17 protein-coding genes are annotated in these 21,152 nt (G+C 40.6%); 5 read left to right on the forward strand and 12 right to left on the reverse strand.

Going from position 1 to position 21,152, the window contains the following annotated elements:
* Positions 1-13: 13 nt before the first annotated feature.
* From J8L86_RS00275 to J8L86_RS00315, 9 genes are all read right to left on the reverse strand, one after another.
* On the reverse strand, positions 14-739 hold the full coding sequence (locus tag J8L86_RS00275; RefSeq protein WP_065108349.1) for a transporter substrate-binding domain-containing protein: 726 nt from the start codon (positions 737-739) through the stop codon (positions 14-16).
* The gene (locus J8L86_RS00280; protein ID WP_211028176.1) at positions 729-2,573 is read right to left on the reverse strand and encodes an ABC transporter substrate-binding protein; all 1,845 of its coding nucleotides are present in this window, start codon (positions 2,571-2,573) and stop codon (positions 729-731) included. Before J8L86_RS00280 ends, J8L86_RS00275 begins: the two co-directional genes overlap by 11 nt.
* Before the next feature lie 170 nt (positions 2,574-2,743).
* Positions 2,744-3,343: a cytochrome c3 family protein gene (locus J8L86_RS00285; RefSeq protein ID WP_055023840.1), complete on the reverse strand. Its 600-nt coding sequence runs from the start codon at positions 3,341-3,343 to the stop codon at positions 2,744-2,746.
* 8 nt (positions 3,344-3,351) lie between these two features.
* On the reverse strand, positions 3,352-3,828 hold the full coding sequence (locus J8L86_RS00290) for a nitrate reductase cytochrome c-type subunit (protein ID WP_055023841.1): 477 nt from the start codon (positions 3,826-3,828) through the stop codon (positions 3,352-3,354).
* A gap of 11 nt (positions 3,829-3,839) precedes the next feature.
* On the reverse strand, positions 3,840-6,329 hold the full coding sequence (gene napA / locus J8L86_RS00295; RefSeq protein WP_055023932.1) for a nitrate reductase catalytic subunit NapA: 2,490 nt from the start codon (positions 6,327-6,329) through the stop codon (positions 3,840-3,842).
* A gap of 2 nt (positions 6,330-6,331) precedes the next feature.
* On the reverse strand, positions 6,332-6,592 hold the full coding sequence (locus J8L86_RS00300) for a chaperone NapD (protein ID WP_055023842.1): 261 nt from the start codon (positions 6,590-6,592) through the stop codon (positions 6,332-6,334).
* Between the two features lie 40 nt (positions 6,593-6,632).
* The gene (locus J8L86_RS00305) at positions 6,633-6,791 is read right to left on the reverse strand and encodes a periplasmic nitrate reductase, NapE protein (RefSeq protein WP_055023843.1); all 159 of its coding nucleotides are present in this window, start codon (positions 6,789-6,791) and stop codon (positions 6,633-6,635) included.
* A 455-nt stretch (positions 6,792-7,246) separates the two neighbouring features.
* Complete coding sequence (locus J8L86_RS00310; RefSeq protein WP_055023844.1) at positions 7,247-8,176, reverse strand: class I SAM-dependent methyltransferase; 930 nt, start codon at positions 8,174-8,176, stop codon at positions 7,247-7,249.
* 97 nt (positions 8,177-8,273) lie between these two features.
* A complete protein-coding gene (locus tag J8L86_RS00315) occupies positions 8,274-9,377 on the reverse strand; it encodes an AI-2E family transporter (protein WP_080915452.1) in 1,104 nt (367 codons plus the stop codon).
* 422 nt (positions 9,378-9,799) lie between these two features.
* Between J8L86_RS00315 and J8L86_RS00320 the strand changes: the two genes are divergently transcribed.
* Entirely contained in the window at positions 9,800-10,705 is a 906-nt protein-coding gene (locus J8L86_RS00320) for a TIGR01777 family oxidoreductase (protein ID WP_211028178.1), read from the forward strand.
* A gap of 21 nt (positions 10,706-10,726) precedes the next feature.
* On the opposite strand, the gene J8L86_RS00325 is transcribed toward J8L86_RS00320, so the two are convergent.
* The 3 genes from J8L86_RS00325 to J8L86_RS00335 all read right to left on the reverse strand — a co-directional run bounded on the left by J8L86_RS00325 (position 10,727) and on the right by J8L86_RS00335 (position 14,969).
* On the reverse strand, positions 10,727-11,605 hold the full coding sequence (locus J8L86_RS00325; RefSeq protein ID WP_211028180.1) for a LysR family transcriptional regulator: 879 nt from the start codon (positions 11,603-11,605) through the stop codon (positions 10,727-10,729).
* A 122-nt stretch (positions 11,606-11,727) separates the two neighbouring features.
* Positions 11,728-14,211, reverse strand: a complete 2,484-nt coding sequence (locus tag J8L86_RS00330; RefSeq protein ID WP_211028185.1) for an FtsX-like permease family protein — start codon at positions 14,209-14,211, stop codon at positions 11,728-11,730.
* Entirely contained in the window at positions 14,211-14,969 is a 759-nt protein-coding gene (locus tag J8L86_RS00335; RefSeq protein ID WP_119968364.1) for an ABC transporter ATP-binding protein, read from the reverse strand. The genes J8L86_RS00330 and J8L86_RS00335 overlap by 1 nt, the downstream gene beginning before the upstream one ends.
* Before the next feature lie 49 nt (positions 14,970-15,018).
* Here J8L86_RS00335 and J8L86_RS00340 point away from each other — a divergent pair, with 49 nt between their 5' ends.
* The 4 genes from J8L86_RS00340 to J8L86_RS00355 all read left to right on the forward strand — a co-directional run bounded on the left by J8L86_RS00340 (position 15,019) and on the right by J8L86_RS00355 (position 21,150).
* Complete coding sequence (locus J8L86_RS00340; RefSeq protein ID WP_065108355.1) at positions 15,019-15,600, forward strand: arylesterase; 582 nt, start codon at positions 15,019-15,021, stop codon at positions 15,598-15,600.
* 185 nt (positions 15,601-15,785) lie between these two features.
* On the forward strand, positions 15,786-16,853 hold the full coding sequence (locus J8L86_RS00345; RefSeq protein WP_065108356.1) for a DUF3083 family protein: 1,068 nt from the start codon (positions 15,786-15,788) through the stop codon (positions 16,851-16,853).
* Positions 16,854-17,136: 283 nt separating this feature from the next.
* A complete protein-coding gene (locus tag J8L86_RS00350; protein WP_211028189.1) occupies positions 17,137-19,785 on the forward strand; it encodes a parallel beta-helix domain-containing protein in 2,649 nt (882 codons plus the stop codon).
* A 195-nt stretch (positions 19,786-19,980) separates the two neighbouring features.
* Positions 19,981-21,150, forward strand: a complete 1,170-nt coding sequence (locus J8L86_RS00355) for an SO2930 family diheme c-type cytochrome (RefSeq protein WP_247663117.1) — start codon at positions 19,981-19,983, stop codon at positions 21,148-21,150.
* Positions 21,151-21,152: the final 2 nt, after the last annotated feature.

Raw genomic sequence — 21,152 nt, forward strand, 5'->3', positions numbered from 1 at the left:
TGTATTAGCCTACCTACAAGGAAGCACCGTAGGCTTCATTAATCCTCACCATAAAACCATCTTGATACATTGAATTCAGTGCCTCAACTAATGCATCATGCTTTGACTCTTCTAATTCTCGATTACACGCCATAGCTCTCAGTGCAGTATAAAAAATCAATTCAGGCTCACCCAATTGCACTTTAGATTGATCCATAATGGTTTTGGCACTAATGATTTCAGATGCCCAAAGTTGAATCCTATCTCTTTGTAGCTTTTTAATATTGAGATTATCATCGTTGGTCAGTTGTACTTGATATTCAAAAGACGTTAAGTATTCTCCAATCCCACTTCCTAAAAAGGTGCCAATTGAATAGGATTTTGCATCTTGTAAGGTAATTAATGGTAAGGATTTATCCTTGGCACTAAACAAACCGTAACGTGAAATTAATATTGGTCCTACCCAGCGAAACTCACTCTCTCTTTGCTGGGTTCTATCAATGGGTAACACACAAACACCTTGGCTGCGTGACGTCATGGTCAATCCTCTTTTCAAAGGATTAAAAATAATCTTATAGTCAATATCTGCCCGAGAGAATAATTCATCAATGATTTCTATAATCATACCTTTATGAGTAGTATCGGTTTGCTCTGCATAAGGTAAGTGTTGATAGGTATAAATGGTAATCTCTTCTGCCTCGACCCATTTAGGAAAACAGAACAATAATGAAAGTAAAACCCATGTTTTTCTACCAAACATTGATTGCCTCCTCAAACGGTAAGGTTTTACCTTTTACTGACGTTTCCTTGACTGGTTTCGGGGAGCCTGGTTGATTTAGCCAGAAAGAAGGTGAAACTTTAGGGTTCACTTTAGGACCACATGTCATCTTGCTTGATTGGAGCTTAATAAGATGCTCATCAATTTTTTCAGCTAAGTTATTCATGCCTTGGGCAACACTGACTTCGCCCGTCAAAATGTGGCTTACGGCTTGCCACCAGTAACCTGCCATCCCAGGATAATCAGGTACATTGGTTCCCGTTGGAGTCCACACATTGCGTGCTTGACTACGATAAAACTCAACGAGCCCGCCTAAATACTTTGCCTTATCAGTCATATAATCAGAATCAATATCTGAATGACGGATTGGTGTTGACCCAACAATTGTTTTTCTTAATGATACCGTTTTAGATACAACAAATTGCGCATATAACCACGCCGCGAGTTGTTGCTCTTTTGGTGTATGATTTAAAAATGTCCAAGCTCCAGTATCTTGATAGCCAGACTTCATACCTTGTTGCCAATACTTCCCTACCGGTGATGGTGCAACTCGCCATTTGGGCGTGCCATCTTGATTCATCACAGGTAAACCTGCTTGGGTGAAATCAGATACAAATGCGGTGTACCAAAATATTTGTTGAGCAATATTGCCTTTTGCCGCCCAATCTCCAGATTCTGAAAACGTCAATTGCTGCGCTTCAGGTGGTGCATACTCTATTAACCAATCTTTGTATTTTTCGACCGCATAAATAGCTGCTGGGCTATTTAGGGCGCCACCTCGTTCAATACTTGCACCAACTGGATGGCAATCTTCAACTCTGATCCCCCACTCATCCACAGGTAATCCATTAGGCAGGCCTTTATCACCCACCCCTGCCATAGAAAGCCACGCATCCGACATACGCCAACCTAGAGATGGATCTGATTTACCGTAATCCATGTGGCCATAAACCTTCACTCCATCAATAGAATGAATATCATGGGTAAAAAAATGAGCAATATCTTCATAGGCCTGCCAATTTTGTGGAACACCCAATTTATAACCGTATTTGGATTCGAATAATGCTTGATAAGTTGGATCTGCAAACCAGTCACTGCGGTACCAATATAAGTTGGCAAACTGCTGATCTGGTAATTGATAAATTTTACCATCAGGGCCTGTGGTAAATGCCAGCCCTATGAAATCATTCAGTGCAAGAGTCGGCAGAGTATACTTCGCAGCGTGATCGTTCATTAATTCAGTGACAGACTTAATATTTTGCTGTCGGAAATGACTACCAATTAAATCACTGTCACTAATATAGGCATCATACAGACGCTGACCAGTCATTAGCTGAGCAGATAGCTTCTTAATCACATCATCTTCATTAGTTAACTCATGGATGACATGAATACCCGTAATGTCATAAAACGCTTTTGCTAATACATTAGATTCATATTGATGAGTTTTAATACGTTCTGAGATGACACGTATTGTCTTGCCCTTAAACGGCGCAGCAGTATCTCTAAACCACAATAATTCTCGTTTTTGCTGTTCGATTGATAATGTTGATGGTTGGAACTCAGATTCGAGCCAAGTGAGAGATTTAAAGTTCAGCGTGTCATTTGCAACATGACTACTGGCAGTATTGCTTGTTAGCTCAGATAAGTCAGTCTGAAGTTGAGCAGGGGTAACAGGTTTTTCTTCTGTCCCCTCTATTAACGCTAATAGGTTTACTTGAGGCTCAGCATACAAAGGGGTAATTGACATCAGAGCTAATAAACCCAACAGGCTAATTAACCATTTAAAGGAGGATCGAGAAATGTTTCTTTGCATGCTTCCTCTTCAGTTATTGATGTCAAAAATAGAAGGTGTGATTAACTACAACTACGACTGCAATTACAACTGAATCATTAATATATTTAATATACGTCAACCAAATAAAAAGGCCAGCATATGCTGGCCTTTATTAGTGAATTTAATGATTTATTCAAATCAAATAATCATTAAAACCCTTCAACTCCAGCCATGTCAGGCAATTGGTGAGCAATCCCTTTATGACAATCAATACAGGTTTTTTCACCACTGGCTAATGACGTTGAATGCATTGCTGACGCACGCTTAGACTGACGAGTAAAGTCCATATAATCAAAGTTATGACAGTTACGACACTCTAGTGAATCGTTAGCTTTTAAACGGTCCCATTCATGCTCAGCTAGCTCTCTGCGCTTAGCTTCAAATTTTTCCCGAGTGTTTATCGTACCAAAAACTTTACCCCAAACTTCCTTAGAAGCCTGCATTTTACGGGCAATTTTATCCGTCCAGTTATGAGGGACGTGACAGTCAGGGCAAGTCGCACGTACACCACTTCGGTTAGTGAAATGAATGGTTGTTTTCAACTCTTCATAGACGTTATTTTCCATTTCATGGCAGCTAATACAGAAAGCTTCAGTATTTGATACCGATAACGCCGTATTAAAACCACCCCAGAAAATAACACCAGCAACGAAGCCACCAAGAGTCAGAAAACCAAGACTATAGTGAACACTTGGACGGCGAATAACCTTCCAAATCACTTTAAGATTTTCTAGTAGTTTTGCAATCATACTTGCTCCTAGTGCTCGTTCTTAGCAGCGTTTTTCATTAAATGTTTTACATCAATGAAATCATTTTCTACCAATAACTTGGCATCTAATTGCGATACATGACACTGGGTACAGTAGTAACGACGAGGCGATAAAGATGCCAAGAAGTTATTTTCTCTATCCATGTAATGCGTCACACTCACCATAGGTGCTTGGGAATGTCCTGTGCTATTTCTAGCATGACATTGCATACATTTGTTGACCTTCAAATCAATCTGGTAACCGTCAATACGATGTGGAATGATCGGAGGTTGCATTGGGTAATTACGCACCTGCTTAACATCAGAGTTAATCACCTTCTGCATAGCAGGAGGTGTTGGCTCAACATCAATTGGGGCAAGGCGCAAAGTAGCAACTTTATCTTCTGGTATTGGTGCAGTTTCAGCTAATGAGCTAAAAGAAAGACCCAACAAGACAATTACTGATAAAACGTTACGTGTTTTCATGGTCATTCTCCTTAAGCTTTGACAATCTTAACCGCACATTTCTTAAAGTCTGTTTGCTTTGACAATGGATCTGTCGCATCAAGCGTTACTTTATTAATGAGCTGGCTAGCATCAAACCAAGGAACAAACACTAAGCCCATTGGTGGCTTATTACGACCTCTGGTTTCAACACGAGTCTTAATTTCACCACGGCGAGAAATCACTTTAACTTCATCACCTCGACGTAACCCACGCTTCTTAGCATCATCAGGATGCATAAAACACACTGCATCAGGGAAGGCTTTGTAAAGTTCAGGGACACGCTGAGTCATAGAGCCTGAATGCCAATGCTCTAGAACACGACCGGTCGATAGCCAAATATCAAACTCTTCATCTGGCATCTCTGGTGCGGGCTCATAAGGTAATGCAAAGATAATAGCTTTGCCATCAGGCTTACCATAAAACTCGAACCCTTTACCTGCCTTAACATAGGGATCCGCACCTTCACGATAACGCCATTTGGTTTCTTTGCCGTCAACAACAGGCCAACGTAAACCATGCTCTTCGTGATAACGATCAAAGTCAGCTAAATCATGTCCATGACCACGACCAAATTCAGCGTATTCTTCAAACAAGCCTTTTTGAACATAGAAACCAAAATGTTTTGCTTCATTGTTCATGTATTTAGGATCGGTATCGCTTAATGGGAACTTCTCAACATTGCCATTTTGGAACAAGACTTCGAACAATGTTTTACCCTTATATTGAGGGTTAGCAGCAAGCACGTCTTTTGACCATACTTCATCAGTCGTAAAGCGTTTTGAGAACTCCATTAACTGCCATAAGTCAGACATCGACTCACCTGGTGCTTGTACCATTTGATGCCAAAACTGAGTACGTCGTTCAGCGTTACCGTAAGCACCTTCTTTTTCAACCCACATCGCTGAAGGTAATATCAAATCAGCTGCTTGGGTTGTCACAGTTGGATAAGCATCCGATACAACGATGAAGTTTTCAGGATTACGATAACCTGGTAGCCCTTCTTCATTCATGTTGGCTGCGGCCTGCATGTTGTTGTTCACTTGCACCCAGTAGCAATTTAAATCACCATCTTTAAGACGACGATTTTGCTCAACTGCGTGATAGCCAGGTTTAGGCGGAATAATCCCGCTTGGAATATTCCAAATGTCTTCAGCAAGTTTACGATGCTTAGGATTTGTGACCACCATGTCAGCAGGTAAACGATGTGAGAAAGTACCCACTTCACGTGCAGTACCACACGCAGAAGGTTGACCAGTCAATGAGAAAGGACTGTTACCTGGGGTTGAAATTTTTCCGACCAGTAAGTGAATGTTGTAGATTAAGTTATTACACCACACACCACGAGTATGTTGGTTAAAGCCCATGGTCCAGAATGATGTAACCTTCTTTTTAGGGTCGGCATACAGCTCGGCAAGCTCAATCAACTTGTGCTCTGGCACACCGGATAGCTTACTGACACTTTCAACATCATAATCTGCAACAAACTTAGCAAACTCTGCAAAATCAATTGGAGTTGAATCACCTGCAGTATCGACGTTTTTAGCTTTCTTTTGCAGTGGATGAGATGCACGTAGACCATAACCAATATCCGTTTCACCTTTACGGAAATTAACGTGTTTATTGATAAAGTCTTGGTTCACTTTGCCGTTTTGAATAATGTAATTAGCAACAAAGTTAAGAATGGCCAAATCGGTTTGCGGAGTAAACACAATAGGCAAATCAGCTAAATCAAATGATCTATGCTCAAAGGTAGATAGAACAGCAACTTTCACATGGGGAGCGCTTAGACGTCTATCTGTCACACGAGTCCAGAGTATAGGATGCATCTCAGCCATGTTTGAGCCCCATAATACGAATGCATCAGCCGCTTCCATATCATCGTAGCAGCCCATTGGCTCATCAATACCAAAGGTACGCATGAAACCACCTACAGCAGATGCCATACAGTGGCGCGCGTTAGGGTCGATGTTATTTGAACCAAAGCCCGCTTTCATCAGTTTAACTGCAGCATAACCTTCCCAAACAGTCCACTGACCTGAACCGAACATACCAACAGCAGTAGGCCCTTTAGCTTTAATGGTCTTTTTCCATTTTTCAGCCATGGTATCAAAAGCGGTATCCCAGCTTACTGGTGTGAACTCGCCGTTCTTATCATATTGACCATTTGTCATACGCAGCATTGGCGTCTGCAGACGATCGCGGCCATACATAATTTTCGATAAAAAATAACCTTTAATACAGTTTAAACCACGGTTAACTTCACTTTTAGCATCACCATGAGTAGCAACCACCTTACCGTCTCTAGTAGCAACAATGACTGAACAGCCCGTACCACAAAAACGACATGGCGCTTTATTCCACTCTAACTTTGTTTGCTCAGAACTCGTTATTAAATTACTTGCTGTCGCAGGTAAAGCCATTCCAGCAACGCCAGCAGCGGCAATCGCGGCATTGGCTTTCATAAACTCACGTCTGTTCATACTCATTCTTCACCCTCTTCTAGCTCTTCGCTTTGGTGATAAACCATAGTGGCACTTAACACACCAGGGATTGCGTTAATGGTCGAGATATCATCCATTAAAGAACGCTGAGTCGGTCCTTCAATTACCACGACAATTTTCATCTCATTGTTTACTGACAATTCAGCATTTTCCATCGCCATAATTTTTTGGCGAACTTCAGCCATTTGCTCTGGTTGAACTTGCACAATCAAACTGGTTACATGGATTTCTTTTTTGCTCATTAGCACTCATTCTCTATTATTTTTTGTTATTAATTAAAGACTAACCGGCACCTGGCGGGCCTGAAAGGATTTGACTAAACCAAATGGTAAAGCCAAGTGCACTGACTAAAAGTGCCGATAAAATAGGCGCTAAAAAAACCGTTAGGAAAATAAAGATTTTCAACTCTAAGCTTTTTTCGCTTTGTGGATCTGTACTCATGGAGCCTCCAGCAGAGGTTTCAAATGAAAGATATGTAACCTAGTTGTTACTGATCATGATTCGGAAGAATTTTATCTTTAATCAATGACTAAACTATATACTCACAAATTGGTAAAACGAATTTAAGTTGATCTAGATCATAAAATTCACCAAACATTGACCTGCATAGGTTTATATTGACCAAAATAATTAAACGGAAAGATGATGTTAGCGTTGTTAAATGCCAGTTTACGTTTTACACATTGTTTAGCACTTTAGTATATATAGCTGCTACACATAAAGTTATCAACTTGTTAATAGTATTTCGATGTAATTAAAATGACAGGTGAAAGGCATTCAGATAATGATATTTACATCACGTAAAAAGATTTGAAGGTGCTTTAATCAGCATAAATGAATACAAAAGAATCAATGACAACTGAATGAATATTCAATTGTCATTAATCAAAGTCCGTTTACACTAATTTATAGCGTAAAACTTTAAGGGATTTTTGCTCATCAATATCAGCAAAAATAGTCGGGTTATCTAGACGCTCGATAAATTGTAATGAAGGCGCCGTTTCAGATACTTGCTCCATTAAAAAATCGCATCCTAATTCAGGCGCATTCAAACAAAGCAATACTTCGCCGTTTTTGGCTAGCAGTTCAGGTAAACGGCGTAAAAGCCTTACATAATCTTTAGTTGCTACAAAACTGCCTTTTTGATTACTTGGCGGATCTGCAATAATTAAATCATAAGGGCCTAATTTAGTCAGTTTTCCCCACGATCTAAAAATGTCATGACCTAAGTAACGTGCCCCCGAATCAAAACCATTCAATAAATGATTCTGTTTACCAATACTTAAAGCACCTTTACTCATGTCCATATTAACAACGTCAGTCGCTCCCCCCTGTAAAGCCACAACAGAAAAAGCACAAGTATATGCAAATAAATTCAATACTTTTTTATCTTTACTTTGTGTCTTTACCCAGCGTCGTCCGTTAGCCATATCAAGGAAGATTCCGTGATTTTGGCCTCTTAATAAATGCACTAAAAATTGAGCACCATTTTCAGTGACAACATGTTTTTCTGGCACTTTACCTGCAACAACTTCCGTTATCGTTTGGCCAGCGTTGCGATATTGAAATACTAAATTAAACGCAAGATCACTATGGTATTTCTGCCATACCAGAGTAATGCATTCAATTAGCTCATTACGGTTAGTTTCATTTAACTCTTTAAAGCTAGTTAACAATAAAACAGGATTAAACCAATCTAAGCATAAGTGCTCTAGACCTTCAAAACGGCCACCTCTACCGTGAAAAATACGGCATAACTCATCGCTAAGTTGCGCTTGTGCTAACGCTTGAGTAAGCGGAAAGTCTTCTACTGAATTTATCTTCATTATCACTATTAATTTCTTTTACTGTATTTAGATGCAACACGTATTATTCGCATACGCATTGCCTTTAAAGTCCGGTCTCTACCTAAAAAGTAAGCCTTTATGCTTTATCAATTGGCTCGGATGTAAGCTTATCTGATGAGTCAATATCAATTTGCGGCTGATTATCTTCGTCTGAATCAACATCGGATAATAAAATAGCAAACCATTTGCCACTTTCACTCGACTCAAGTGCGATTTTTACAATCATGGTCAGTGGAACGGACAGCAACATACCGACTGAGCCTAATAGCCACCCCCAGAATATCAATGACAAGAAAACCACTAAAGTTGATAAGCCTAAACCACGCCCCATAAAGCGAGGCTCAACCACATTACCCATAACGGTATTCGTGCCCAAATATAATAAAGCTGTCATCCCAGCAGCACCTGGGCCGATTTGGATAAAGGCGAGTAACACTGCAGGAATAGCAGCAATGATTGAGCCGATATTTGGAATGTAATTTAATAGAAAAGCCAGCACTGCCCACAATAACGCGTAATCAACGCCGATAATGCTTAAACCAATACCGACAATAATACCGGTGCCAATACTGACTAAGGTTTTGATGACCATATACTGATTAACTGAATGCAGGAACTTATCAATCTGTTTTAAGCGCATATCAGGATCATCAACCGCTAAATGAAACTTCTTCGGTAATGACTGAGCTTCAAACAACATAAAGATAACGGTCAAAATAATTAAGAATAAGTTAGCCATAACATTACCAAGCCCTGACAGCATATTCGTTGTCATGCTTAATGCCATACCTGGATCAAAATACTCCAGCACTTTATCTTTAGAAATATTGATATTTAACGCATTAAGTTTTTCAAGTACCCATGAAAACTGCTCAATAAGTTGTTGACGGTACATTGGCATTTGATTTGAGAATTCATTTATCGAACTGCCGACTAAGCTGGCTAACCACAACCCCATTAATACAATAAATATCATTAATAAAATGACCGAAAGCCATTTAGGCACTTTATATTGCGTCATAAAGTTGATTGCTGGATTACAAATTACCGCTAAAAATGCCGACAGTACAAACGGAACCACAATAGGACTAGCTGTTTTTATGCCTGCTAAAATGACTACGAGGCAAGCCATAACAGCAAAGCCGCGCAATGCCATTGATGAAGAGTTACCGCCACTCATAATGTAAATCCTTTCTATTGTCAGTATTGATGGTGAAGTTGGATCATCAGTTTGCTGCGCTACAAAAACGACTAAACATGAAAATAATGCTTAGTTCCATCTCGTTCAAAATCAATAACACAGCTTAATTGAATAAGGTTTAACCAGTAAACTGGCTTAATTATAATTACTTAGCATTATACTCATTATGCTTTATCAGGATATGAATAAATGAAAGCTAATTAATCCAATGGATAAAAATAGATTATCAAACTCAAGCTGTACCAAAGCTAAATATTCAATGAAAATATGTTTGATCTAGGAGCTTGATAAAGTCGTAAATATCTATGAGGTCTGGTTTTTTTGCGCTAAATTAACTATAGCCTGAATAACAGATTAGTTAACTATCAATGTAAATCTACACGACAAGTAATGGTGAGTATATGAACATATTAATGACTGGAGCAACAGGGTTTGTTGGGCAACAATTAGTGAAACTATTGAGCCAAAGTTCTGAATCCCATCAGCTCACCATTATTACCCGAAACAGTCAAAATGCTAAAAACATATTAGGCAACAACCACCAATACCTCAATAACCTAGACAGCCTTCAACATCTAAATGAATTTGATTGTGTTATTAATCTTGCAGGTGAGCCCATTGTCGGTAAGCGTTGGAGCCACCAGCAAAAACAAAAAATTTGTAATAGTCGCTGGAATATTACCGCTAAACTAAGTCATCTCATTAAACAAAGTGATACGCCACCAGAATGTTTCATTAGTGCATCAGCGATTGGCTATTATGGCAGGCAAGGTTCAACGGCTGTTGATGAGCATAGCAAAGCTCACGACGAGTTTAGCCACCAAGTGTGCAATGAATGGGAACATTTAGCCTTACAAGCACAATCTGAATCAACTCGAGTTTGTGTCCTTAGAATAGGTATCGTCTTGGGCAAAAACGGAGGGGCTTTAGCCAAAATGCTACCGCCATTTAAACTTGGGCTGGGGGGGCCAATTGGTAAAGGAGTACATGGTGTAAGCTGGATCCATATCGATGACTTAACCGCACTGATATGGCATTTCATGTCGACGAAATCAGCCAAAGGGGTGTTTAATGCCACTGCACCAAACCCTATAAGCCATAAACAATTTGCACACTCTATCGGCCAGAGTTTAGGCAGACCCGCAATAATCCCAACACCGGTTTTGGCTTTAAGATTGGCCATGGGTGAAATGGCAGACTTAATTGTTGAAGGCCAATTTGTGATACCCAAAAGGACATTAGAAAGTGGTTTTCATTATCAGTACCCTGATATTAACCCTGCTTTAGATTCCATCCTTAAAACATAATCCTTGTAAAACAGTTATGCTTTAGCTTTTTACCAAGGTTTTAATTCTATTAATAAACCAGTCATACCTTTTGGGTTGTGGCCGGTGTTTTTTGCGGATCATAAATAAAGGCTCTTTTACGACCTTTGGCAAATTAGCCACGGTAATATTACCTTGCTCATAAACACTGTTTACTGCAAATTCAGGTAATACAGTAAATCCTAGCCCTTTTGTTATAGGCATCAATATTTGATTTAACTGATTAACGTAACTGGTTAACGGTATATCATCTGCTGAATAATCATCAAAATTACAGCTCATCACTTGCTGTAAGTAATGCTTGGCATCTGGATGTGAAACCAAGCCTAATGTTAATAACGTCTCAAAAGATAAGTCATCGGCATCAACAGACTTAGGTAACACCATAAGCAACTTCTCAAACCCAACTGGCGTGACTTCAAGCTCTGGATTTGACACAAATTGAGTAACGATGCCAATTTCTATGTCATTGTTTAGCACTTGTTCAACAATGCGTTTATTCGGCGCAGCTTCAATGGAAACATGTAGTTGAGGATGTAATAACTGGTAATCAATAAAGTCTGGATAAAGCCACATGGCTAGTGAGCCTGAACAAGCAAACCTGCACTCCCCGATAAATGCTGAATCAAGCTGTATATCACTTAATAATTGCTCTTGTTGCTTTAATAGCTGTTCACCATATTTCTGCAATTGCATTCCGGCATCGGTGAGTTCGAAACGTTTACCAAAACGCTGGATCAACTGCGTATTAAGTTGATTTTCTAACTTCTGAATATGCTGACTAACACCAGGTTGAGTCATAAACAATTTGTCAGCAGTTTGTGTAAAGTGACCTGTTTCGGCTAACTTTAAAAACGTTGTTAACCATTTTTGATTTATCATGATGATTCCATTAAACATTACCGGCATTGTCTATTGCCTTAAGCTATTAAGATACCATAATCATTAAAAAAGGAGAGCATCAGCTCTCCTTAAAATTAACGTGCATAAGAATAAAAGGGACATCAGCCCGCTTTTAGTAAATCACTGCACGAGCGATTCAATAGCTGCCTACAACGCCACATACCTAAAGTGGCAACCACAGCTGCACCGGATAAAGGTGCAATTGCCCACCAAGGCCAGTGCATGTATACAACTAATTCAAAAACTTGTGTTTTAAGCATATAAAGGGTGAATTCAGCAACAATCACCGCCAATATACCCGCTATTGCGCCCAATAAGGCAAACTCCAAACCGGTTGCAGAGCGCAGTAACCATCCAGATGCACCAAATGTTCTTAACACCGCTAATTCACGCTGTCTAGTGGCCATTCCCGCTTCTGTTTGCGCGATTAGCACCAAGGCACTTGCCAATAATACTAACGCAAGCACTAAAGATAAGGATAGCGACACTTGCTCAATGATTTGACGTAACTGCCCCACCATAGCCCCGACATCAATCACTGATATCGTAGGGAATTGCTGGATTAATTGCAGCACGACTCCATTCGCCGTTAATTCACTGCCATTCGCTTGCAAATCTTCATCATTAAGATGAAAACTTGCCATAGAAGTATAAGAAAACGGCTCTAATGCTTTAGGCCTGAAAATCATAAAGAAATTTGGCTGTAAGGTTTCCCATTGCACTTGCCTAAAACTGGCAACCTTAACACTAAACTCTTGATTATCAATCGTATAAGTCATAGTGTCACCAAGGGATAAACCTAAGCGTTCAGCAACTTCGGCCTCAACTGACACCTCATCATCAGCTTGGTTAAACGTTCCTTCAATGATTTCATTATTAGGCGGAAGTGTTTCACGATACGTCAGATTCAGTTCACGTGAAATCCCAACACGTCCTTCAACTCCGTCTTTCTCTTCTTGACGAGAAATCAGTTCCTCATCGTTGATATGGGTTAAACGGCCACGGATCACAGGATAAATATCAGTTGCATTAATATTGTGCGTTGTTAAAAAATCATCCAATGGTTTAGTGTCTTCAGGAGCAATATTGACCAAAAAGTAATTAGGTGCATTTTCAGGCAACTGCTTTTGCCATTCATTTAACAAATCTTGTCTGAGAGCCAAAATTGTTAATAACAAAACAAGCGCACTACTAAAACCGACTAATTGAACCGCATTTTGTCTTGCTCGACGTCTAAGACCTGCAAGTGCTAACTGAAATGGGTTGGTGGTTTTCATACCAACACTATGGCCTAAACGGATCATCACAAATCCAAGCACACTGAGTAACACACCTAAAAGTAATACCGCCAGCACTACGGTCATAGTTAACGCAATGCTTTTTGAATATAAGTATCCCAGTAAGGCCATCGCACCAAGGCTCAATAGCAAGTGGAGCCACATGCCAAACTGTAACCCTTCTAATTGACGCTGAAGCACCCGTAAAGGTGGAATGGCTAATAGTCGCATTAATGGGTAGGCAGAGAACATAAATGCGCTGATCAATCCGGTACTCACACCAAGTAACAAGGGTCTTGAATAGGGGGGAGAGTAAGCAGCAATTTCAGCAGGCAAGAATTGATTGATGGCTAAATCTAACATTACGCCGCCAATTAACCCTAATACGATCCCCACTACAGTCACTAGCAATAGATGGGCACCAAACAGCATTCGAATTTGCTTTGCAGATGCTCCAAACGTTTTTAGCATCGCAACAACGTCATAATGACGTTGGCAATAACGCTGTGCAGCAATACCAATAGCTGCACAGGCAAGCGCAATACCTAATAAACTCGCTAATAATAAAAATCGCTCAGCACGTTTAACGGCTGATGCAATAGGTGAATCCCCAGATTGCACATCAGTCCAGCGCTGACTGTTATTCAGTAGTGGTTTAGCTTGGGTTTCAAATTGGGTTAACGCTGCGGCCTCACCAGCAAATTGGTATACATAACTCACACGACTACCAGGTTGAATAATACCAGTAGCTTCAACATCATCTAAACGCATTAACAGCACTGGTGAAGAGGCAAAGGGATTAAAGCCAGCATCGGGTAATCGGCTGATTTCGGCAGATAAATTAAGTTCAGTATTACCCAGCTCCAGTGTGGTCGGATAGCCCAATAAGCCACCTAATCTATTTTCATACCATGCTTCACCAGTCTTTGGCAGTCCTTGGGTAACGCCTGATGATAATTCTATTTCTCCACGCAATGGATACCCGTCACCCACCGCTTTAATTGTCACCAGTTGAAAATTATCACCCGAATACACCATCGAGTTGAATTTCATGTTTGTCACATGTTGAATATTCAGTGATTCAGCCATGTTGAGCACTTGCTCAGACAGAGGCACAGGAGAATCAATAATACGATCTGCAGCAATAAAATTAGCCGCTTCACCATTAATAGCGACTTGTAAACGCTCACTGACTCTTGCTAAACCGCTCACCGATAACACGGCCAAGGTTATCGCCAATACAATGAGTACTAGTTGCCCTTGCATCAATTCTCGTTTAAATAAGCGCCAAGCTAATTGTAATTCCATTAGCTAACCTCCTCAGAAATCTCGTCAGCATGATTAACATGGCTCCCAGAGGTATCTGACTCAGCATTTGGTTCTGATAAATGACCGCTTTCCATCACTAATTGTCGCTTACAACGCTTGGCTAACTCCAAATCATGAGTCACTAGTACCAGCGTGGTATCACTTTCTTGGTTTAAGGCAAATAACATGTCTGCGATTTTGTCGCCATTAGCACTATCCAGGTTTCCTGTCGGCTCATCTGCAAATAATACTTTGGGCTCACAAATAAACGCACGAGCGATCGCTACACGTTGTTGCTCACCGCCAGATAATTGTTTTGGTAAATGTGTCAAACGATGAGAAAGCCCGACCCGCTCGAGCATCTGCTCGGCTTTTTCACGAGCTTGAGCCACGCCAGCAAGTTCTGCTGGTAGCATGACATTTTCTAACGCTGTAAGTGTGTCGACTAACATGAAAGACTGGAAAATAAAGCTGACTTTTTGTTTTCTAAGTGCCGCTTTTTGTTCTTCGTTTAATCCCGACAACGCCTGTCCATCAAGGAGTATTTCTCCAGATGTAGGTGTATCAAGCGCTGCAAGCAAACCTAATAAGGTTGATTTCCCTGAACCTGATGGGCCGAGAATCGCAATACTGTCACCTTGCTTGACATCCATATTAATGCCATTGAGGATAGTAAGCTCTCCCTCTTGGGTCACCACTGTTTTTTTGAGGTTAGTAACGTTAATGGCACTGGAATTATTTGCAAAAGTAGTCGACATACGATCCTTCTTATTTTTATCGGCTAAACGCCTGCGTTCTGCGGCGTTAATGGTTGTTGTTTCAACAATGTTTATTTCAACTTCTAGCTATGCTGCCACGATTTTAATCTTAGGTGATAGTCTAAGCGCAGGTTATGGCATGTCGGAAGATCAAGGTTGGGTACAATTGTTACGTAAACAATACCCTGAACATGACATTATTAACGGCTCAGTTAGCGGAGAAACCACCGCAGGCGGTTTGCGTAGACTCCCAAGCTTACTGGACTCTAGCGCATTTGACCTTGTTGTCGTAGAGCTTGGAGGCAATGATGGCCTTCGAGGTTTCCCTCCAAATAAGCTGAAATCAAATCTTACAAAAATCATTGAGTTGTCTCAAGATAACGGGGCAAAGGTTTTATTAACAGAGATTATGGTGCCACCTAATTACGGTCCAAGATATACCAGCATGTTCAATGATGTCTATCATCAATTAGCTGATGAATTCGATATCGAATTAGTGCCTTTTTTCATGTTAGAAATAGCACCAAACCCTGACTTAATGCAACGTGATGGCATTCATCCAAATGTTGAAGCTCAACCTCGAATTACGCAATGGATGCAACCCTGGATCATTAATGCACTTAAAAAGTAACAAAGGTTAAAATATTTCATTCAAAATCACTTAAAAAGTCTAAAAAAGTAATTTTATTTTAAGCTTTAATGATTAAACTGGATGTTAAATGGATTTGTTTAAAACGTTATAAATACCAATGATGCAAAGCACTTACTTTGCTTGTCATCTAAATTGGTAACACCCTATGGCTAAAAGGAAACATTATGTCCGTCAGTCGTCAAAAGAAAGTGTATTTACCGACCGCCACCCGTAAAAATCAATATATTACTGTTGGCTTTACCCTAACTGATGAATTATTAGCGTCATATAGTGATTTAACTAATTGCTATCAAGAGTTTAGTAAATTGGTTTTTCAAGTCGCTGATAAATATGAACTGTTTAATGTTCATGTGGTTGCAAGCGATAAACTCCCTATGGTGCGTTTTCACAGTGAGGCTTATTGCTTAACAACAGAAGAGCAATTACGCTTTTTCTACAACCCTGCACATCATGAAGCAAATCGTCTTCATACTTTGCCTGGTTACCGAGCTAAAAAGCTAAAAGTGGTTTTTCTTGCAACAGGTACCGAATTACGTAGTCATTCAGCTGAGTTCCACGCTAAAGTTCAGCAATTTTTAGCTGAGATCAAGCCGCTATTACCAGTTCAAGGTGTACCAACAAAAATACGAGACCACCAGCACATCTCTTATGATTTTTTTGCCAAAGCAAAAGGCTTAAAAGAATCCTATGCTTACAAACTACGTGCTGTAGATAGTCGCTATAAACGCCGTGAGTGTAACCTACCTGAGTCGGTTAGCGCGCTTAACTACGTCACGGTCAGCTTACCAATGGGACGTCGAATCAAAAAGCAATTAGCAGCAGAAAATGCGACTAGCTTTGGTGAAAAATATCAACGTGTTGCTGACCACTTCATCAAAGCAACCAGCGATAATAAATTAAACCGTGTTGCCATGGTCGCTAATGGTAAAGTGCCTCTCGTCAGAAACAGTAAATACGAGCAGCTAAACAGCACTACAGAATTCCAAATGGTTGGCTTTGACCCAAGTAATGCAGCACCAGACCCTATTTGCCATTGGGATGACACTAAGCTTGCCGAAGCTATCCGCTTTGTTATTGTCGCAGCTAAAGAAGACCAAAAAGATGAAGGCTATGGCCGCTTTATGAATCAAGTTCAAGATGCGATTCGTCAGTTCACCAATCAATTTGATATGGATAAAGAACACATTGATGTGATTGTTCGCTTCCATCAGCATTTAAGTTATAAAGCGTAATATCGGCAACCTTAATTGCTGATTGCTGCTATCTAACTTAAAAGTAAGCTAATTAGTAAATTATTTAAAACGACAGCATTGGCTGTCGTTTTTGTTGAATAATCCATTTTCACAACAAGTCATTCATAGAACCAAAAAACATATGTTATAAAAATGTGGCCAGATCTCACATTGATTAACAAATAACAAACAAGGCATGTTGGAGTCATACGAATCTAATCGTATCCACTCCATCGGCGGAACAGATAGGAGTAGGAAGACATAATAAAAAGCAGGAGATGCTATGTTCAACAAGAAAATGCCTTGGCTGGTACCTACCCTTGTAGCAACAGCCGTTACGCTAAACCTAAGTGGTTGCGGTTCAGATGATGATGAACCAACCGTTACCGAAACCCCACCCGTAGTTCAGCCTCCAGCAGAAACAGGCCCCACTTTCCCAGAAGGGGCAATAATGGTTGAAGCAGGTGATAATCTCACCATCAGTATTCAAGAAGCCTTAATTAATGCCCAGAGTAACGATGTCATTGTCCTTCCAAAAGGTAATTTTAAAATAGAATCAACATTATTGTTTGATGGTGATGTCGACGGCGATGGCAGTTTTGCTAAAAACATTACCATCATGGGCTATGGGCAAGACGAAACCGTTTTAGATTTTTCAGAAGCCAATTCGGGTGATGGCATATTCGTTCAAAATGCCGTCAACATCATTATTCAAGACTTATCAGTAAATGAAGCAAAAAATAACGGTATTAAACTCAAAAATACCAACGGCATAATTTTACGTCGCCTTGCAACAGTATGGGAAGGTGAGTTAGATGAGGGAAATGGTGCTTATGGCCTTTACCCTGTTGAGTGTGAAAACATTTTAATCGAAGACACTTATGTACGAGGTAGTGCCGATGCCGGTATTTATGTCGGGCAATCACAGTACATCGTTGTCCGTCGAAACATAGCAAAAGAAAACGTTGCCGGTATTGAAATTGAAAACTCAAAATATGCTGATGTTTATGACAATGAAGCTATGGGCAACACAGGCGGTATTTTAGTATTTGATCTACCAATTAATAACCACCGCTATGGGTCAAGTGTTCGTATTTTTAACAACAAAGTATACGATAATAATACCTTAAACTTTGCTAATGCATCCTCTAATCCAGCTGGTGTTCATATCGTACCACCCGGCACAGGGGTGATTGTGTTGTCCACCGATGATGTCGAAATTTTCAATAACGAAATCACTAACCACGACACTGTTGGTCTCACCATTTCAAGCTTTTTCATTGCCGAGCCCGATATCAGTACCTTTGTCGGAAATTACGGTCAACCGGGCCAAGCCATTGATGATGGTTGGCGCCCTACTCCTCGAAATATTTCAATCCATGACAATGTCATCACAGATTATGGCCAAAAACCAAAAGGTTATTTAATTGAAGACATTATCAAAGCTTATGTACTAACCCATGGCGCATTACCGGGTATTTTATATGATGGTTTGGGTGAAATGTTGTCAAATAATGGCACCGCTGCATACCTAGGGCTACAAGAAACGCCATTCAACCCTGATGGAAGCGATAATGTCTGTGCCCAAAATAATGGTGATGTCAGTTTAGGACGGTTATTTGCCAATAGTAATACAGACATGAATATCGCTGACGTCTTATATGAAAAAACACAAACTGACTTAATGAATTGTGCCCAAATCAGTCTACCGGTTCACACTGTGACTTTCGGCGATGAAATATTTGGTTGTGGTGTGGATGATGATACTGAAGGCTGTGATGGCGGAAACTTAATCGGTGGAGGCGGCTCTATTGGCGAAGGTGAAGGTGGCCTTGAAGGCGATGGGGATCTGAGCCTATGTACTGCATCTGGTGATAACGTCAGCTGGGATGCTTTACTAAAAGCTAACTGCCCTAAGTTATCGGACTACAACTTATTTGCAGATATGACCAACCCAACAGCGTCGCCAAACTCGAACGGTTTACCGTACGATCTTAACACGCCTTTATTTACTGACCATGCCACTAAATATCGCTTTGTATATTTACCTGATGGCACCAAAGCCGATTACACAGAGAATGAGTCTTTTGACTTCCCTGTAGGGACAGTCATCAGTAAAACGTTTGCCTTACCGCAAAACACCAATAACCGCGGCTTTGCGAATGAAGACGTGATTGAAACCCGTTTGCTTATCCATCGCGAAACAGGTTGGAGCGCCCTACCTTATGTATGGAAAGCCGATAAATCTGATGCCATGTTGGCAAAAGCTGGTGCTATCCAAGGTAAGCAAGTCACGCATAATGGAGAAATGTTAAACTTTGATTATGTTGTACCAAGCATGAATCAATGTAAGCAATGCCACCAATTCAAACCAGATGCCGACAGTAATGCGGTGTTCATGCCTATTGGTCCAAAAGCTCGTCACTTAAATCGTGATTATGCTTACAGTGATGGCGTCATGAACCAACTATCTAAATGGCAAGCAGCAGGAATATTGCAAGGGGTACCTAACTTAGCCGATGTAGATAAAGTTCCAGAATATCAAGATGGCGATGAATTAAATATTGCATCAATGTCAGATACTGAACTCATGGCAGCAGCCAAAGGTTACTTAGACATTAACTGTGCGCATTGTCATCGCCCCGAAGGTAATGCATCTAATACAGGTCTTAAATTAGAGTATTGGAGAAGTTATGACGATGACGCAGGTTTCTCGCACGGCACGTGTAAGTCTCCTGTTGCCTATGGCGGTGGTATTTTAGGCTATGATGTTGTGCCAGGTAAGCCTGAAGAGAGTATCTTGCACTTCCGTATGGAGACCAATGACCCAGGTGATAGAATGCCAGAAATTGGTCGTAGCTTGTCCCATGATGAAGGTGTGGCACTTATTAGCGAATGGATCAAGCGACTACCTGCTGCGTCTTGTTCTTAGACTAGCAGTAATCTATAGAGGATGAGCGAGTTTCATCCTCTTCTTTTCATCCGCAATTTATTAACCCACTGCATTAAACCAGCAACATTGAACCAGCAACATCCAATTCAAGCCACCGCTAACACTAGGATACTCTCGATGCCGCATTGTCCTTTATTCATTCAGAAAAAATTATTCATAAAGCTGTTAATCATAATGACCGCTTTCACATTAATTGCATGTGGCGGCTCAAACTCAAGTGACACAGATACCAGCTCAACAACCCCATCACTCCCAGATACAACACCAACGACTCCCGCTCAGCCAGATGATTCTAATGATGTGTGTTTGCGAACCAGTACTGAGCTAAATTGGGCGGCGTTAATGGCTAAAGACTGCCCTCAATTAAGTGATTACGGCTTATTTACCGACCCCAGTATCCCCACTCAATCACCGACAAAACCTGGAATAGCATATCAATTATCAACGGAATTATTCTCCAATTATGCCAGTAAATACCGTTTCCTATTCGTACCTGACAACCTGCAATTAACTTACATGCCAGAGCAGGTTTTTGATTTGCCAATAGGCAGCGTGTTAGTTAAAACATTCGCTTTGCCTTTTGATACACAAGCAACAGGCGAAGATAACGAAAAGTTAATCGAAACAAGACTATTAATCCACCGAGAAACAGGCTGGACTGCCCTTGCTTACCAATGGCAGGCCAATGATAAAGCTGAATTAATTATTGCAGGCGCTAAAGTGGCACATACCCTCAATAATCAAGGTGAGTCCATTAGCTTTGACTACGCTATCCCCAGTAAAGTTGAGTGTAAAATTTGTCATCAAACAACACATATGGACACCAGTATTATTCGTCCTATCGGTCTTAAAGCCCACTTACTCAACCGAGAAATAGCAACACAAACGGGTATACAAAATCAATTAATCTTATGGGTTGAAAAAGAGTTACTCAGTAGTATGCCGGCACTCGACACAGTCGATAAGTCTTACCCTTTGCATGATAGTTCCGCCTCTTTAACAAATCGTGCCAAAGGTTATTTAGATATCAATTGTGCTCATTGTCATCACGAGGGCGGCTTTGCCAGTATTTCTGGTTTAAGACTGAATTATAGCGTCGACCATACTTCATTCGAATACGGTGTATGTAAGCAACCTCCTGGCTGGGATGGTGGGCCAAATGGTTTGGCTTACGATATTGTTCCCGGAAATGGAGAGCGCTCAATTGTTCATTATCGCCAGCGCTTAAATGCGCCAAAAGATAGGATGCCACCAATAGGACGAGAAATCATTCATACCGAGGGAACAGAGTTAATCAAACGTTGGATAGATAGTATGTCGCCGACCATTGGGCTTTGTGAGTAAAA

Origin of the sequence: Shewanella sp. MMG014 (assembly GCF_018100775.1) — a bacterium.
GTDB classification, from domain to species: domain Bacteria; phylum Pseudomonadota; class Gammaproteobacteria; order Enterobacterales; family Shewanellaceae; genus Shewanella; species Shewanella japonica.

Bases quoted from the DNA above. Each gene is read 5' to 3' on its own strand.
- J8L86_RS00285 (WP_055023840.1), bottom strand. From the start codon at position 3,343: ATGATTGCAAAACTACTAGAAAATCTTAAAGTGATTTGGAAGGTTATT.
- J8L86_RS00350 (WP_211028189.1), top strand. From the start codon at position 17,137: ATGTTCAACAAGAAAATGCCTTGGCTGGTACCTACCCTTGTAGCAACA.
- J8L86_RS00320 (WP_211028178.1), top strand. From the start codon at position 9,800: ATGAACATATTAATGACTGGAGCAACAGGGTTTGTTGGGCAACAATTA.
- J8L86_RS00330 (WP_211028185.1), bottom strand. From the start codon at position 14,211: ATGGAATTACAATTAGCTTGGCGCTTATTTAAACGAGAATTGATGCAA.
- J8L86_RS00290 (WP_055023841.1), bottom strand. From the start codon at position 3,828: ATGAAAACACGTAACGTTTTATCAGTAATTGTCTTGTTGGGTCTTTCT.
- J8L86_RS00335 (WP_119968364.1), bottom strand. From the start codon at position 14,969: ATGTCGACTACTTTTGCAAATAATTCCAGTGCCATTAACGTTACTAAC.
- J8L86_RS00305 (WP_055023843.1), bottom strand. From the start codon at position 6,791: ATGAGTACAGATCCACAAAGCGAAAAAAGCTTAGAGTTGAAAATCTTT.
- J8L86_RS00340 (WP_065108355.1), top strand. From the start codon at position 15,019: ATGGTTGTTGTTTCAACAATGTTTATTTCAACTTCTAGCTATGCTGCC.
- J8L86_RS00280 (WP_211028176.1), bottom strand. From the start codon at position 2,573: ATGCAAAGAAACATTTCTCGATCCTCCTTTAAATGGTTAATTAGCCTG.
- J8L86_RS00355 (WP_247663117.1), top strand. From the start codon at position 19,981: ATGACCGCTTTCACATTAATTGCATGTGGCGGCTCAAACTCAAGTGAC.
- J8L86_RS00300 (WP_055023842.1), bottom strand. From the start codon at position 6,592: ATGAGCAAAAAAGAAATCCATGTAACCAGTTTGATTGTGCAAGTTCAA.
- J8L86_RS00275 (WP_065108349.1), bottom strand. From the start codon at position 739: ATGTTTGGTAGAAAAACATGGGTTTTACTTTCATTATTGTTCTGTTTT.
- J8L86_RS00345 (WP_065108356.1), top strand. From the start codon at position 15,786: ATGTCCGTCAGTCGTCAAAAGAAAGTGTATTTACCGACCGCCACCCGT.
- J8L86_RS00325 (WP_211028180.1), bottom strand. From the start codon at position 11,605: ATGATAAATCAAAAATGGTTAACAACGTTTTTAAAGTTAGCCGAAACA.
- J8L86_RS00315 (WP_080915452.1), bottom strand. From the start codon at position 9,377: ATGAGTGGCGGTAACTCTTCATCAATGGCATTGCGCGGCTTTGCTGTT.
- napA (WP_055023932.1), bottom strand. From the start codon at position 6,329: ATGAACAGACGTGAGTTTATGAAAGCCAATGCCGCGATTGCCGCTGCT.
- J8L86_RS00310 (WP_055023844.1), bottom strand. From the start codon at position 8,176: ATGAAGATAAATTCAGTAGAAGACTTTCCGCTTACTCAAGCGTTAGCA.